The following is a 15,533-nucleotide window of genomic DNA, read 5'->3' as shown; positions in this document are numbered from 1 at the left end:
ATTATATTATTTACCATCCATCTTAAGTTCTTAAGGTTAAGTTAACATTCAATCTCTAACCTGCATGATCAAATGAAATAGTTAACATTGTACTCTGCTGTTTATCATCTCTAAAAATATGCAGGTGACAGCGTTTCACGGCTAAAGGAAATATGATGTCTGACTTTTTGCCTTTTTCCCGCCCTGCAGTAGGTGAGGAAGAACTTACTGCTGTCAGAGAAGTTCTGGATTCTGGATGGATCACCACCGGTCCCAAAAACCAGGCGTTAGAAGACGCCTTCTGTACGCTAACCGGAAACCAGCAGGCCATTGCCGTGAGTTCCGCCACCGCAGGAATGCACATCACGCTAATGGCGCTTGGCATCGGCGCAGGCGACGAGGTGATTACGCCGTCAATGACCTGGGTTTCCACACTCAACATGATTGTGTTGCAAGGCGCGACGCCCGTGATGATCGACATTGACAGAGACACGTTGATGGTCACGCCGGAACAGATCGAATCAGCGATCACGCCGCGTACCAAAGCCATTATCCCGGTACATTACGCAGGCGCACCGGCCGATATGGACGCGATTTACGCCCTTGGTGATCGCTACGGCATTCCGATTATTGAGGACGCCGCCCATGCTGTAGGCACCCACTATAAGGGTCACCATGTCGGCTGGCGCGGTACCGCCATTTTCTCTTTCCACGCCATCAAAAACGTCACCTGTGCGGAAGGTGGGTTAATTGTCACGGATAACAAAGCCCTCGCCCAACAGCTTCGCAGCCTTAAGTTTCATGGACTCGGCGTTGATGCTTATGACCGGCAAACTTATGGCCGTGCGCCGCAGGCTGAGGTTCTCTCTCCCGGCTTTAAATACAATTTGACCGACATTAATGCCGCTATCGCTCTGGTGCAACTGCGTAAGCTGGCGCAACTTAATGCCCGTCGGGCGGAGATTGCCCTGCGCTATCAACAGGCGCTGGCGAATACCCCCTTTCAGCCGCTGGCGCTGCCTTCCTGGGCGCACGCTCATGCCTGGCACCTGTTTATTATCCGTGTCGATGAAGCTCGCTGTGGAATTGACAGGGACGCACTCATGGAGGCGCTGAAAGCCAAAGGGATTGGTACAGGTCTTCATTTTCGCGCCGCCCATACGCAAAAATATTACCGTGAGCGTTTCAGCGATCTGCGGCTTGCGAATACCGAGTGGAATAGCGCGCGCATTTGCTCACTGCCGTTATTTCCCGATATGACTTCCGATGATACCGAGCGCGTTATTACGGCGCTCCAGCAACTGGCAGGACAATAACGATGTTTGACGCCGCCCCCATTAAGAAAGTTTCGATTGTTATCCCTGTGTATAACGAACAGGAAAGCCTACCTGAACTGATCAGAAGAACGAATACCGCATGCCAACAGCTTGGCAAAGAGTACGAAATTTTGCTGGTGGATGACGGCAGTAGCGACAATTCAGCAGAGCTGCTAATCAACGCTTCTCAGGGTGAAGAGAGCCACATCGTGGCTGTGTTATTGAATCGCAACTATGGCCAGCATTCCGCCATTATGGCCGGTTTCAGCCACGTCACAGGGGATTTGGTGATCACCCTGGACGCCGATTTACAAAATCCGCCGGAAGAGATCCCGCGTCTGGTTGCCACCGCAGAGGAAGGATTTGACGTCGTCGGCACGGTACGTCAAAACCGGCAGGATAGCCTGTTTCGCAAAACAGCCTCCCGGATGATCAATCATTTGATTCAACGGACCACAGGCAAAGCCATGGGAGACTACGGCTGCATGCTGCGTGCGTATCGTCGTCACATTGTCGATGCCATGCTGCATTGCCAGGAGCGCAGTACGTTTATCCCCATTCTGGCCAATATTTTCGCCCGCCGCGCCACGGAAATTCCGGTGCATCACGCAGAGCGCGAATTTGGCGATTCCAAATACAGCTTCATGCGCCTGATCAATTTGATGTATGACCTGGTGACCTGCCTGACGACCACGCCTTTACGCATGTTAAGCCTGTTGGGCAGCGTGATTGCCGCTTCCGGTTTTACGCTGGCGGTCCTTCTCGTCGTGCTTCGACTGACGCTCGGACCTCAGTGGGCCGCTGAGGGGGTGTTTATGCTGTTTGCCGTTCTGTTTACGTTTATCGGCGCGCAGTTTATCGGTATGGGGTTACTTGGCGAATATATCGGTCGCATCTACAACGATGTCCGCGCCCGTCCCCGCTATTTTGTTCAGCACGTTATCCGTCCAGAAAACCCGCAATCAATTGAGGAAAGTCACGCATGAAAGCCGTCGTCTTCGCGTATCACGATATGGGATGTCAGGGAATAGAGGCATTACTGGACGCGGGTTATGAAATAGCCGCTATTTTTACCCACACCGATAACCCCGGAGAGAAAGCGTTTTTTGGGTCGGTGTCCCGCCTGGGCGCGGATGCCGGTATCCCGGTTTTTGCCCCGGATGATGTCAATCACCCTCTCTGGAGCGAACGTATTCGCCAGTTCGCCCCAGATGTTATTTTCTCATTCTACTATCGCCATTTACTGAGCGATGACATTTTGTCGCTCGCCCCGGCAGGCGCATTCAATCTTCACGGTTCACTGCTGCCCAAATACCGGGGACGTGCGCCGCTTAACTGGGTGTTGGTCAATGGCGAACCCGAAACCGGCGTGACCCTGCACCGGATGGTGAAACGGGCTGATGCAGGGGCGATTGTCGCTCAGCAACGCGTAGCCATCGCACCGGAAGACGTCGCCATCACCTTGCACCGAAAATTATGTCAGACAGCCCGTCAGTTACTGGCCAACGTTCTGCCGGTCATTAAAAATGGGCACATTGAAGAGATACCGCAGCGGGAATCCGAGGCCAGTTGCTATGGTCGTCGCACGCCAGAAGACAGTTGTCTTGACTGGAAAAAACCGGCGGCAGAATTACACAATAGGGTCCGCGCGGTGTCAGATCCCTGGCCTGGCGCATTTAGTTACGCGGGGACCCAAAAGTTCACGGTCTGGTCATCACGCCTGCATCCTCAGACGTCGGTCAAACATCCGGCAGGTACTGTCATCTCCATTACCCCGTTACTGATCGCCTGCGCAGATGGCGCCCTGGAGATTGTCACCGGGCAAGCGGGTGACGGCATCTATATGCAAGGCTCGCAACTGGCGCTGGCATTAGGCCTGGTGGCGGGTTCCCGTCTGAATACACCGCCGGCTTTATCCAGTACACGGCGGACCCGCGTGTTGATCCTCGGTGTCAACGGCTTTATTGGTAACCATTTGACCGAGCGGTTGCTGCGCGAAGAGAACTACGAGGTTTACGGTCTGGACATTGGTAGCGACGCGATTGGCCGTTTCCTCAATCATCCCCGCTTTCATTTTGTGGAGGGTGATATCAGCATCCATTCGGAATGGATTGAATACCACGTCAAAAAATGCGATGTCGTACTGCCGCTGGTGGCGATTGCGACCCCGATTGAGTACACCCGTAACCCACTGCGCGTCTTCGAGCTCGATTTTGAAGAGAACCTGAGAATCATCCGTTACTGCGTGAAGTACCGGAAGCGGATTATTTTCCCGTCGACCTCTGAAGTCTACGGTATGTGTACAGATAAGATGTTTGATGAGGATACGTCGAATCTCATCGTCGGTCCGATCAATAAACCGCGCTGGATTTATTCAGTTTCCAAACAATTACTGGACCGCGTGATTTGGGCTTACGGCGAGAAAGAAGGCTTACGGTTCACCCTCTTTCGCCCTTTCAACTGGATGGGACCGCGTCTGGACAGCCTTGATGCCGCCCGCATCGGCAGTTCGCGCGCCATTACCCAGCTGATTCTGAACCTGGTCGAAGGTTCTCCCATCAAGCTCATTGAAGGCGGAAAACAGAAACGTTGCTTTACGGATATTCGCGACGGCATTGAGGCGTTATTCCGCATTATTGAAAATGAGGGGGGACGTTGCGAGGGTGAAATCATTAACATCGGTAACCCGGATAATGAAGCGAGCATCCAGGAGCTGGCGGAAATGTTGCTCAGCAGCTTCGAGAAACACCCGCTGCGCCAGCATTTCCCTCCGTTTGCCGGATTCCGGGTCGTCGAAAGCAGCACCTACTACGGTAAAGGATATCAGGACGTCGAGCACCGCAAACCGAATATCCGTAATGCGAAACGCTGCCTGGATTGGGAACCGTCCATTGCCATGGATGAAACCATAGAAGAGACGCTGGACTTCTTCCTACGCAGCGTGGATTTAACGGAACACACATTATGACAACGGTGGGCTTGCGTATTGACGTCGATACCTTCAGGGGGACGCGCGAAGGCGTACCCCGCCTCCTGGAGACGTTGAACCGATATCACATTCGGGCAAGTTTTTTCTTCAGTGTCGGTCCCGATAACATGGGACGCCATCTCTGGCGTCTCGTGAAGCCCCAATTTTTGTGGAAAATGCTGCGTTCGAACGCGGCATCGCTTTACGGCTGGGATATCCTGCTGGCAGGCACCGCCTGGCCGGGTAAAGAGATTGGGCGTGCGAATGCACAGATTATCCGTGATACCGCAGCGCGTCACGAAACGGGGCTGCACGCCTGGGATCACCATGCCTGGCAGGCGAACAGCGGAAACTGGGATGAGCCTGCGCTTATTAACGATATCGCACGCGGTATTACGGCGCTGGAGGCGTTAACCGGACGCCCCGTCACCTGCTCCGCCGTCGCCGGCTGGCGCGCCGACCAGCGCGTCGTTGACGCAAAAGAAACCTTCGCTTTACGCTATAACAGTGACTGTCGGGGGACGTCGTTATTTCGCCCCGTACTGAATTCAGGTCAAACGGGCACACCGCAGATCCCCGTCACGCTCCCCACCTGGGATGAAGTAGTAGGACGGGAAGTGAAGGCTGAGGATTTCAATACCTGGCTCCTCTCCCGTATAGCAATGAGCGAAGGCCCCCTGGTCTATACCATTCACGCCGAGGTTGAAGGGATTGCTCATCATCAGGAATTTGAAGACCTGCTCATTCGTGCTGCAAAGGCGGGTATTGTTTTCTGCCCTCTTGGCGATTTACTTCCGGCCACGCCGGAGGCATTACCGGTGGGGAAAATTGTTCGTGGCAAAATCGCAGGCAGAGAAGGCTGGCTGGGCTGTCAGCAACCGGTGAGTGACACTTGATGAAATCTCTACGTTATTATCTGGCATTCGCCGCGTTATTTACGCTCTACTATATTCTGCCTATCAACAGTCGCCTGCTCTGGCAGCCTGATGAATCACGCTACGCCGAAATCAGCCGTGAGATGCTGGCCTCTGGTGACTGGGTCGTTCCGCATTTTCTGGGCTTACGCTATTTTGAAAAACCCATTGCGGGTTATTGGCTCAACAGTCTTGGTCAGTGGCTGTTTGGTGCCACCAATTTTGGCGTTCGGGCTGGTGTTATTGTTGCCACATTGCTCACCGCAATACTGGTGGGCTGGCTTGCATTCCGACTCTGGCAAGATAAACGCGCCGCCGCCTTCGCCTGTGCTATCTATCTGACGATGTTTGCGGTGTACAGCATTGGTACCTATGCCGTACTCGACCCGATGATCGCCCTGTGGTTAATGGCCGGCATGTGCTGTTTCTGGGAAGGGATGCAGGCAACGTCAACAAAGACAAAAATCTTCGCGTTTCTTCTGCTGGGCGTGACGTGCGGCATGGGGGTGATGACTAAAGGTTTTCTTGCGCTGGCCGTACCGGTGGTTAGCGTTCTGCCGTGGGTGATGGTCCAAAAACGCTGGAAAGATCTGTTCATTTACGGCTGGCTGGCAGTCCTGAGCTGTATTGCTATCGTCCTCCCGTGGGGGATTGCTGTCGCCCTGCGCGAACCGGATTTCTGGCACTATTTCTTCTGGGTCGAACACATTCAACGTTTTGCGATGGAAGATGCCCAGCATAAAGCCCCGGTCTGGTACTACCTGCCGGTGTTAGTCGCGGGAAGTCTTCCGTGGCTGGGACTCCTCCCCGGTTCACTGTGGGCGGGTTGGAAAAACCGCGATCCCGCACGTACAACCGGCTATTTGTTATGCTGGATTGTGATGCCTCTGCTCTTTTTCAGCATCGCCAGGGGAAAATTGCCCACCTATGTTCTTTCCTGTTTCGCACCGTTAGCCCTCTTAATGGCGCATTACGGCTTGCGTGCGGCACGTCACGAAAGCCGCGCGCTGCGTGCCAATGCCTGGATTAACATCGCCTTTGGTATCATCGGGATCGTCGCGACCTTTATTGTTTCGCCCTGGGGACCGTTGACGTCCCCCATCTGGGTGCATATTGAGTTGTACAAAGTCTTTTGCTCATGGGGGATCTTCGTCATCTGGACATTTTTTGGCTGGTATACCCTGGGTAACACCCGCAACACGTGGATGCTCTCGGCGTTGAGCCCGCTGGGGCTGGCGATATTCTTTGGTTTTTCGGTCCCCGACCGGGTCATGGAATCGAAGCAACCGCAATTTTTCGTCGAGATGACCAGGGAATCGTTAATGACGAGTCGCTATATTCTGACGGACGGCGTCGGTGTCGCCGCCGGTCTGGCCTGGAGTCTGCGGCGCGATGACATCATCATGTACGGGCAGAAAGGAGAGCTAAAATATGGTCTCAATTATCCGGACGCTAAAGGACGCTTTGTCACCCGTGATGATTTCAATGACTGGCTTAGCCAACATCGTCAGGAAGGGAAGATTTCACTCGTGCTTTCCGTTTCAAGAGATGAAGACATCAAAGACCTTGCCATACCGCCTGCCGATAATATTGATAATCAGGGGCGTCTGGTGCTAATTCAGTACTATCCCAAATGATTTGGCCTGTCTTAGTGCTAGCCAGTTTGCTCAGCGTTGGCGGACAGTTATGCCAGAAGCAGGCTACCCGCCCCGTTTATTCGCGCGACCGAAAACGCCACATAACTCTGTGGCTTGGTCTTGCGCTGGCCTGCCTCGGCGCGGCAATGGTTCTGTGGTTACTGGTTTTACAAACTATCCCCGTCGGCATTGCCTATCCGATGCTCAGTCTTAACTTTGTCTGGGTCACGCTGGCAGCCTGGAAAATTTGGCATGAGCCCGTCTCTGTTCGCCACTGGCTTGGCGTCGGGCTGATTATCACCGGCATTTTTGTGCTTGGGAGCGCGGTATAATGGGATTACTGTGGGGACTTCTCAGTGTCGTGATCACATCAGTTGCCCAACTGAGTCTTGGTTTTGCTATGGCGTCATTGCCGCCTATGCTGCACCTTGGCGAATTCATTGCGGCGTTGATTGCCAATCACGCCAGTGTCATCGCGCTATTTTCCGGATTGCTGGGTTATCTGGTTTCCGTCTTGTGCTGGCATAACGCACTGCATCATCTCGAACTCAGTAAGGCATACGCCTTGCTGAGTCTCAGTTACATTCTCGTCTGGATTGCCTCGATGGTGCTGCCTGGGATGCAGGGCGCGTTCTCTCTGAAAGCGCTGCTGGGTGTTGCGTGCATTATGGCAGGACTGATGATTATTTTCTTACCTTCAGCAAAAATCCCTCGCCAAACCTGAACGGTCACGTTTCATTCATCAGACGTTCCCACTGTCCGAACCCACTCCAGCAATGCGCGGCGAGAAATTTTGATGCCACCGGTTTTCAACTCTGGCGGAAGTGTCAGCCAGCGAACAGGTTGCTGAAAGCGCGCCAGTTTACCCTGAACCCACTCAGCAAGGTCCACACCTTCAGCCTGAGCGTCATATTCAACCACCGCCACCGGGCGATGACCAAACTCGCGGTCTTCGACAGGAACCACAAAGGCCTGTAATACGTGAGGATGCGCGGTGATAACTCGCTCTACCTCTTCGGGCTGAATTCCCTCGCCGCCGCTGAAAAACAGATTATCCAGACGGCCCGCAATCGTCAGTCTGCCGTTTTGCAACACACCGCGATCGCGCGTGGCAAACCAGCCTTCGTCATTGATTAACGGTATCAGCTGACCGTTGCGCCAGTAACCTTCCGCCATGCTGGCGGCACGCAACCAGACCTCGTCATTGACGATCTTAACTTCCCGCCCAGGCAGCGCTGAGCCAACATCACCCAAGCCATCCGCCTCTTTCGCACACACCGTGGAAGCAAACTCCGTCAGACCGTAGCCGCACCAGCAGCGAATCCCCCGCTCACGCGCCTTTTCTGTCAGCTCGACCGGGATCGCCGCACCGCCTAAAAGCACCGCTTTTAAGGTGACCGGTGAACGGTTGACCAGTAAACGCCAGAGCTGGGTGGGTACCAGAGAAGCGTGAGTACAGCCTGCCAGCATCTGCTCCAGCGGCTGTTTATCGCGTACGGTCATCCGCGCGCCGGCAAACAGCCAACGCCATAAAATGCCCTGGCCAGAAACATGAAACAACGGCAACGAGAGAAGCCAGTCATCGCCTTCACCAAAGGGCATCAACGATAAAACGCCCTCTGCGCTGGCCAGATGCGCGTTACAGCTGTGCACCGCCGCTTTGGGTAATCCCGTCGAGCCAGAGGTCAACGTCATAGAACTCAGACGCTGCGGCTGCCATGTGCAGGCATAACCGCTTTCCATTTCCTGCATCTGCAGAGGAGTCAGCTCAGGAAAGCTATTTTCCCCGTCCAGCACCAGCGCAAAGCGCAAAGTGAGTTCAGGTAACAGGGCGTCCAGAAGGGGTTGAGGCAGTTGCGGATTGACGGGCAGAATTCTCGCGCCGCATTGCAACAGGGCAAGCCAGGCTAACAGAGACTGCGGATGGTTCCAGGCACGCAGCATCACACCGCGGCCTTCCTCCACGCCCTGGGCGGCAAACCCCGCCGCCAGGCGATCAATACGCATACAGAGCGTGCGCCAGCTTAACACCTCGTCATTCAGGCGTAAGGCTGGCGCATCTCCCCGAACCTGCCGCCAGTACCGCCACGGCCAGTCAGGGAAGATCATAGCAGACGTTCCAGTGCATCAACGTCTACGCACGGCAGAGTGCTCCCCGGCCAGGTACGCAGCTGTTGGATTTGCATCAGGCTTAACGTATCCAGACCCGGAATAGTTTGTGGCGTCAGCCAGGCCGCAATGCGCGCCAGTTGCGTCAAACCCAGACTGGACTCAATGGAAGAGCTGATCACTGCGGTCAATCCGAGCGCATGCGCCGCCTGAACCTGTTCGCGTACTTTTTCCAGGCTGCCGGTCAACGTCGGTTTGATCACCACCGCACTGACGCCCTCTTCGGCCATAAAGGTAAAATCGGCCTCGCGCAGACTTTCGTCCCAGGCAATGGCAATGCCAGTTTCACGGGCAAACGCGCGCGAATCGTCACGGGTTTTGCACGGTTCTTCGAGAAAGGCAATCCGGGAGCGGAAATCCGGGTTCACATATTTCGCAAACTGCTGCGCTTTTAGCGGCGCCCAGGCGCGGTTAGCATCCAGACGTAAATGCAGATCAGGAATCGCCTCCAGTAGCAGGTTGACGACCATGCCATCGCGTACAGCTTCGTACAGGCCGATTTTCACCTTCGCCACTTTTTCACCTGCCATGTCGGCAAGCTGGAGCACCAGATCATCAGGATCGCCCGTACACAGCGGCGCTGCCCGGTAATCAGCCGTTTCTGGCAAGGTGCTTTCCAGCTCCGCCAGCGCACAGCTGACGCCAAAGGCCACGGACGGCATCTCCGGCAGCGAGGATGCCCCCGCAAGCCAGTCGTTAACCCACGCCAACAGGACTGTCTGCGCCTCTTCCCAGCTTTCCTGGCTAAAGCCCGGCAGCGGGGAGATCTCTCCCCACCCTTCGCGCTCGCCGTCACGAAGACAGACATACAGACCATCGCGAGTTTTTAACCGCCGATCGCGCAGAACCACCCCCGCGTCCATGGGGATCTGCCAGCGGTATACCTGCGCGCTACGCATTACGGATTCCGTTTGAATTTGCTGAAATCAGGCTGACGTTTCTGGTTGAAGGCGTTACGGCCTTCCTGACCTTCTTCCGTCATATAGAACAGCATGGTGGCATTACCTGCCAGTTCCTGCAGACCCGCCTGACCATCACAGTCGGCGTTCAGCGCCGCTTTCAGGCAACGCAGCGCCATCGGGCTATTTTGCAGCATTTCACGGCACCAGCGGACGGTCTCTTTTTCCAGATCCGCCAGCGGAACCACGGTGTTGACCAGGCCCATGTCCAGCGCCTGTTTCGCGTCGTACTGACGGCACAGGAACCAAATTTCACGCGCCTTCTTCTGGCCGACGATACGCGCCATGTAAGATGCGCCCCAGCCGCCGTCGAAGGAGCCGACTTTCGGGCCGGTCTGACCAAAGACAGCGTTTTCCGCTGCAATAGTCAGGTCGCACATCATATGCAGCACGTGACCGCCGCCGATGGAGTACCCAGCAACCATCGCCACAACCGGCTTCGGACAGGTACGGATCTGGCGCTGGAAGTCCAGCACGTTCAGGTGATGAACGCCGGAGTCATCCTGGTAGCCGCCGTAGTCGCCGCGAACTTTCTGGTCGCCGCCTGCGCAAAACGCTTTATCGCCTGCGCCGGTCAGAACAATCACACCAATATTGTCGTCGTAACGCGCATCCGCCAGCGCCTGGATCATCTCTTTGACGGTCACAGGACGAAATGCGTTGCGTACCTGCGGACGGTTAATGGTGATTTTTGCGATACCATCGGTGGATTTCTCATAACGAATGTCAGTGTAGCCCTCAGAGCAATCATGCCATTCAACCGGTGCGTAAAGCATTGTTTCATCAGGGTAGATCATAGTGTGTCCTTTAGTCAGAGACGCAGAATCTGAGCCAGACTTTCCACCACGCCGGCGGGATTTTCCCGATGCGCGTTGTGTCCGGCATTACGAATCACATGGACAGGCGCAGACAGTTCGTTCGCCAGTGCGCGAAATTTGCTGTCTCGCTCCCCACATAAATAATAAAACGCAAATGTACGCGCATTAAGCGCATCACGTAAATCAGGTTGCACGCCAAGCGACGTCGCTTCCAGCATCGCCGCCAGCGTTTCGCCATTGTTCTGGCTTCGCAGTGCAACCAGTGTGGCTCTTTGTTGCGCGTTCAGCGAGGCAAAAACCGGCTGCAGATACCAGTCGTTAAAGACGTCCCGCAGCGGTTCATGACGAAAACGTTCCGCCCAACGACGATCAGAGCGTCGGCGTGACTCTCGTTCAGCCTCGCTTTGCAGACCAGGATGACCGCCTTCAATGACCAGCCCGCACAGTCCTGGCATTCCCTCGCTCGCCGCCATCATCGCCACTCGGCCGCCAAGGGAGTAACCCACCAGCCAGTAGTTAAGTATGCTGTAACTCAGCAAAGTTTTGCGAAGCAAAGCCATTACGTCGCTAAACCCTTCCACATGGATCGTTGCGGAGCCGCCGTGTCCTGGCAAGTCAACATACAACCGTGAGAAAGTCTGAAACTGCTCGCCAACCGTTTGCCATTCCCGACAATCGCCGGAAAACCCATGCAAAAAGACCAGCCAGGGCGAACCCGGCTGACCCTTTACTGCCTGGGTATGTAGAGTCACAGGTGGCTGACCTGCGCTAATAGCTGTTGCAGCGTTTGCGTACCGTCGGTGTCATTAACCACCAGCTCAATCACCGTCGCCGTCGGGGTGCGCCACGCGCCCGCCAGCGCATCTTCCAGCTCTGCCCAGTTTTCCGGGCGATGGTATTTCAGATTGAACATCGCCGCCGCATGGTCAAAATGGACGTTTTGCGGCATCAGATAAAAACGTTCGCGCTCGCTCTGCGGTGTGGGTAATAGCGAGAAAATTTGCCCACCGTTATTGTTCACGACAATCAGCACGAACGGCGCAGAGACCTGGCGCAATAACGCCAGCGCATTGAGATCGTAAAGTGCCGACAAATCTCCGACAATCGCCAGCGTCGATTTCGCGCTCGCCCGCTGGACGCCAGCAGCCGTTGAGAGTAAGCCGTCAATGCCGCTCGCACCCCGGTTACTGTATACCGGGTACCCGGCAGGCAGTTGCGACAGAGCATCAATCAGTCGCACTACCAGACTGTTTCCCACAAACAGTTGCCCCTGTTCTGGCAAATAGTCGCGGATTCGGTGAGCCAGTTGAGCCTCGCCAAAGCTTTCGCGGCGGGCAACCACCGCCTGCCATGCCTGCTCAGCCAGTCGCGGGATCTCCACGCACCACGGATTGCGTTTTTCAGCCGGATGCAGATCCAGCCAGTCAGCAACTTTCGACACCAGTCGGCGCCCGCGGTGGTGAGCAGGATCCAGACGGCCTTCGATATTGTCGATAATCCAGTACTCTTGCGGAGAGCAACTGGCCTGCCATTGAAGAACACGTTTACCGGTCAGGCTACTGCCCAGTTGCACGACAATTTGCGCCTGTTGCAATTCGGTGACCGCCTTCGCGTTTGCCAACCAGAGATCGGCACAAGGCAGCGGTTGCCCGGTTTGCGACAGCACATCGCCAATCAGCGGCCAGCCCAGCGTTTGCGCCCAGAGCGCGGCTTTTTTGCCCTCTTCCGCGCTCATCCTCCCGGCCACCACTACGCCGCGCTTTTGCCGCCAGAAGAACCAGTCACGCTGTTTTTCACTCTCCAGTCGACGCGCCTCGCGCAACCAGGGTTTATCGTCCTGCCACCAGTCGCCAAGATGCTGCTGCCACTCAACGCCCGTGTCGTCCATCTCGCCGTACAGCGGCTCAGCAAAGGGACAATTGATATGGACGGCTCCGGCATGTAATGAGGCAAGCGCATTATCAAGTGTAGAAACCAGCCAGCTTGCCGGAATATCCTGAGTCGGTCGCGGTAAAGAGAGTGTCTGCGAGGGATGGGAAGCAAACATACCTGACTGACGAATCGCCTGATTAGCACCGCAGTCGATCAATTCCGGAGGGCGATCCGCCGTGAGCAAAATGAGTTTTTCACCGGTAAGCCCGGCTTCGATCAGCGCAGGATAGAGGTTAGCCACCGCTGTCCCGGAAGTGACGATCACCGCAACGGGCTGTTTACTGACCTTCGCCAGCCCCAGCGCCAGGTGACCCAGCCCACGCTCATCAAAGTGCGTGTGGTGGATAAAAGCAGGATTTTCCGCCGCTGCCAGGGTTAATGGCGTTGAGCGAGAGCCTGGGGCAATGCATACATGCTTCACACCGTGGCGGGTTAAAGCTTCCAGAATGACCGCCGCCCAGCGTCGGTTAAATGCGCTTACTGACATGAGATTGTCCGGTATCAATATTGCGACTAAGTATAGAGAATCGAAATAATGGATTTTTGATATGAGTCGGGAATGTGTGACTCATTACGCTTCCATCTGTAATAAACTGCGCAACCCTGCCGCTTTATTGTCTATTTCCTGCCATTCTTGCTCAGGATCTGAGCCGCGCACAATCCCCGCGCCTGCGTACAACCTCACAATATTGGTGGTAATTTTCGCCGAACGGAGCGACACGCAAAATTCACTTTGCTTTAACGACAAATAGCCCGCCGAACCGGCGTACCATTCACGTTCGAAGGGTTCATTTTGCTGAATAAATTGACGTGCCAGTTCGCGGGGAATACCCGCTACCGCCGCCGTCGGCTGCAACTGGTGTAAACAGAGCGCGTCGTCAGGCTGATTGAGCGCCGTCCAGATACAACGCCGCAAATGCTGAACTTTACGCAGTCTGAGAACCTGTGGAGGGAGAACATCAAGCGTATGGGTGCAGTTTTGCAGCCGCTGACAAATATCTTCCACTACCAGCATATTTTCCCGCTGATTTTTATCGTCCTTCATCAGCCATTCGCCAAGTTGCCAGGCGCGGTGATCGTCAGGATGATTCGCCACGGTCCCGGCCAACGCTTCTGTACGAAGCGCCGTATCACGCCGCCGCCAGAGACGCTCAGGCGAAGAGCCCAGGAAAGCGCTGTCGGCAGAAAATGCCATGAAAAAGTGGTAGCAGTTCAGGTTCAGGCGACGACTTGACGCCATCACCGCCGCAGCATTCACCGGACGAGAAAACTGCAAATCCGTCGCCCGCGCCAATACCACTTTATCAAGCTGTTCCTGAGCGATAGTGCGGGTTGCCAGCTGGATTAAATTCATCCACCCGGCTTTATCCGGTGAATGTTTTTCATCCGTGAGGGTCAAATGCAGCGCTGGCAGCGATTTAATGCTCACCAGTGATGAGAGAAAGCGAACCGCGTCTGCGGCATCTTCACGCAGGGAATGCTCGCTGTAGAGATGCAGACGCAGCGTCGCAGATCCGGCACAGCGTCGCCACTCCAGGCGCGGCAGCACCAGGTTCCCGTGCTGCGGCTCAAACGCGTTGAGTCCCCAGATACGCAGATCGGCATGTTGCGCATGCAGGCGCAAAAACTGTTGCGCCAGATCCAGAGAACGAAATGAGGCCACAGTGCCCAGCACGGCAGCTTCTTCATCGCCATTGCGCTGCTGCCAGTAAAATTGCGGCCAGATAGACTGACTCGCCAGCCAGCCCAGGGCGTCAAACGCATCATTTAGAGGAAAAGGAACGTCGAAAACACGAATTCCGGGTGCTGCTGGTATCTCCTGCGATAACTGACGCATCAGATTTTCCAGCGCTGTAGTAATTGAATGCACGCGGACCTCTCCCTGTTAAAAACCTCACATTATACGGGGTACTGCAAAGAAATTGCAGTACCTCAGTTTAGGGAGGAAATACTTTCCCGGTCACAGGATGGAATTTAACGTCGCGCCAGCAGTAATCCGAGCACCAGTCCAACCGCCGCACCCGCGCCAATTCCCTGCCAGGGTTTTTCATGAACATAGTCATCGGCCAGGTAGACGGCTTGTTTTGCCCGATAATAATAGCTGTCTGATGCGTGACTCACGCGATTTTTGACCTCTTCCAGCGCGGCTTCCGCCCGCGCTTTTAGCTCGACATATTTCTGATCGGCAGGGTCGCCCGAGGAGCGCAGAACTTCTTCCAGCGTTTCGCTCAAAAGTTCGATGTCGTCGTCGATACGTGAATGATAAGAATGGAATGACATTGTCTTCTCCCTTGCTATTTACGTATCCGCTAACTATAGACAACTGAGTCCGGTTACGCCTGTCCGGGCTCCCGCGCCATGCCGATATGGGGAATACCGTCTTCGTCATAAACTCCGGTCACTGGGGTAAAGCCAAAACGGGCATAGAACGATTGCAAGTGCGCCTGCGCCCCCAGATAAAATGCCTTTTCCGGCCAGTGGTTAACGCAAGAGGCTAACGTTTGGGTCATCAGCTGTTCACCCAGTTTTGCGCCGCGCAGCGCCTCACTGACAATCACCCGGCCAATCGCCACAGGCTCCAGTTCGCCATCACTTTTCAGAATCCTCGCATACGCGACCAGTTCATCGTTGTGCCACCCCAGAATATGGCGATTCTCCCCCACCAGATCGTCGCCATCGACATCCTGATAAGGGCACTGCTGTTCAACCACAAACACCGCGCAACGCAATTTAAGTAGCGCGTAAAGCGCAGTGACGGATAATTCAGAATGGTGAAGATCTTGCCAGTGGATCATTGTGCGCTCCTTTGTCGTATTCGCTTTATACTAGCCAGATTGATGT

General features: G+C 55.0%; 15 protein-coding genes. 7 read left to right on the top strand and 8 right to left on the bottom strand.

The annotated features are described in order from the left end of the window. Positions 1-155: 155 nt before the first annotated feature. From arnB to arnF, 7 genes are read left to right on the top strand one after another with little or no spacing between them, the layout of a single operon-like run. Complete coding sequence (arnB, locus tag NNO04_RS17010; RefSeq protein WP_271445695.1) at positions 156-1,295, top strand: UDP-4-amino-4-deoxy-L-arabinose aminotransferase; 1,140 nt, start codon at positions 156-158, stop codon at positions 1,293-1,295. A gap of 2 nt (positions 1,296-1,297) precedes the next feature. Next, positions 1,298-2,281, top strand: coding sequence for an undecaprenyl-phosphate 4-deoxy-4-formamido-L-arabinose transferase (arnC, locus tag NNO04_RS17005; protein WP_271445693.1), 984 nt, complete (start codon positions 1,298-1,300; stop codon positions 2,279-2,281). Beyond that, positions 2,278-4,263 (top strand): bifunctional UDP-4-amino-4-deoxy-L-arabinose formyltransferase/UDP-glucuronic acid oxidase ArnA, encoded by a 1,986-nt coding sequence (gene arnA, locus NNO04_RS17000; RefSeq protein WP_271445692.1) that lies wholly within the window; start codon positions 2,278-2,280, stop codon positions 4,261-4,263. Before arnC ends, arnA begins: the two co-directional genes overlap by 4 nt. Beyond that, positions 4,260-5,159 (top strand): 4-deoxy-4-formamido-L-arabinose-phosphoundecaprenol deformylase, encoded by a 900-nt coding sequence (gene arnD / locus NNO04_RS16995; protein ID WP_271445691.1) that lies wholly within the window; start codon positions 4,260-4,262, stop codon positions 5,157-5,159. The genes arnA and arnD overlap by 4 nt, the downstream gene beginning before the upstream one ends. Then, the gene (gene arnT / locus NNO04_RS16990) at positions 5,159-6,814 is read left to right on the top strand and encodes a lipid IV(A) 4-amino-4-deoxy-L-arabinosyltransferase (protein ID WP_271445690.1); all 1,656 of its coding nucleotides are present in this window, start codon (positions 5,159-5,161) and stop codon (positions 6,812-6,814) included. The genes arnD and arnT overlap by 1 nt, the downstream gene beginning before the upstream one ends. Beyond that, positions 6,811-7,146, top strand: coding sequence for a 4-amino-4-deoxy-L-arabinose-phosphoundecaprenol flippase subunit ArnE (gene arnE, locus NNO04_RS16985; protein ID WP_271445689.1), 336 nt, complete (start codon positions 6,811-6,813; stop codon positions 7,144-7,146). The genes arnT and arnE overlap by 4 nt, the downstream gene beginning before the upstream one ends. After that, on the top strand, positions 7,146-7,538 hold the full coding sequence (gene arnF, locus NNO04_RS16980) for a 4-amino-4-deoxy-L-arabinose-phosphoundecaprenol flippase subunit ArnF (protein ID WP_271445688.1): 393 nt from the start codon (positions 7,146-7,148) through the stop codon (positions 7,536-7,538). The genes arnE and arnF overlap by 1 nt, the downstream gene beginning before the upstream one ends. An 11-nt stretch (positions 7,539-7,549) precedes the next feature. Here the strand turns inward: arnF and menE are convergent, their stop codons facing one another. The 8 genes from menE to NNO04_RS16940 form a co-directional block, all read right to left on the bottom strand. Further along, the gene (menE, locus tag NNO04_RS16975) at positions 7,550-8,923 is read right to left on the bottom strand and encodes an o-succinylbenzoate--CoA ligase (RefSeq protein ID WP_271445687.1); all 1,374 of its coding nucleotides are present in this window, start codon (positions 8,921-8,923) and stop codon (positions 7,550-7,552) included. Continuing rightward, entirely contained in the window at positions 8,920-9,882 is a 963-nt protein-coding gene (menC, locus tag NNO04_RS16970; RefSeq protein WP_271445686.1) for an o-succinylbenzoate synthase, read from the bottom strand. The genes menE and menC overlap by 4 nt, the downstream gene beginning before the upstream one ends. Further along, positions 9,882-10,739, bottom strand: a complete 858-nt coding sequence (menB, locus tag NNO04_RS16965) for a 1,4-dihydroxy-2-naphthoyl-CoA synthase (RefSeq protein ID WP_162383064.1) — start codon at positions 10,737-10,739, stop codon at positions 9,882-9,884. Before menB ends, menC begins: the two co-directional genes overlap by 1 nt. Before the next feature lie 14 nt (positions 10,740-10,753). Continuing rightward, on the bottom strand, positions 10,754-11,512 hold the full coding sequence (gene menH / locus NNO04_RS16960; protein ID WP_271445685.1) for a 2-succinyl-6-hydroxy-2,4-cyclohexadiene-1-carboxylate synthase: 759 nt from the start codon (positions 11,510-11,512) through the stop codon (positions 10,754-10,756). Then, positions 11,509-13,179 (bottom strand): 2-succinyl-5-enolpyruvyl-6-hydroxy-3-cyclohexene-1-carboxylic-acid synthase, encoded by a 1,671-nt coding sequence (menD, locus tag NNO04_RS16955; RefSeq protein WP_271445684.1) that lies wholly within the window; start codon positions 13,177-13,179, stop codon positions 11,509-11,511. Before menD ends, menH begins: the two co-directional genes overlap by 4 nt. 84 nt (positions 13,180-13,263) lie before the next feature. After that, positions 13,264-14,562 (bottom strand): isochorismate synthase MenF, encoded by a 1,299-nt coding sequence (gene menF / locus NNO04_RS16950; RefSeq protein ID WP_271445683.1) that lies wholly within the window; start codon positions 14,560-14,562, stop codon positions 13,264-13,266. 104 nt (positions 14,563-14,666) lie between these two features. Next, on the bottom strand, positions 14,667-14,972 hold the full coding sequence (gene elaB / locus NNO04_RS16945; RefSeq protein ID WP_271445682.1) for a stress response protein ElaB: 306 nt from the start codon (positions 14,970-14,972) through the stop codon (positions 14,667-14,669). Between the two features lie 53 nt (positions 14,973-15,025). Next, positions 15,026-15,487 (bottom strand): GNAT family N-acetyltransferase, encoded by a 462-nt coding sequence (locus NNO04_RS16940; protein WP_271445681.1) that lies wholly within the window; start codon positions 15,485-15,487, stop codon positions 15,026-15,028. Positions 15,488-15,533 lie beyond the last annotated feature (46 nt).

Source organism: Citrobacter sp. Awk 4 (genome assembly GCF_028069725.1).
Taxonomy (GTDB): Bacteria; Pseudomonadota; Gammaproteobacteria; order Enterobacterales; family Enterobacteriaceae; genus Citrobacter_D.
The sequence above is the reverse complement of the archived record's forward strand: the minus strand, read 5'-3'. Positions and strand labels throughout refer to the sequence as shown.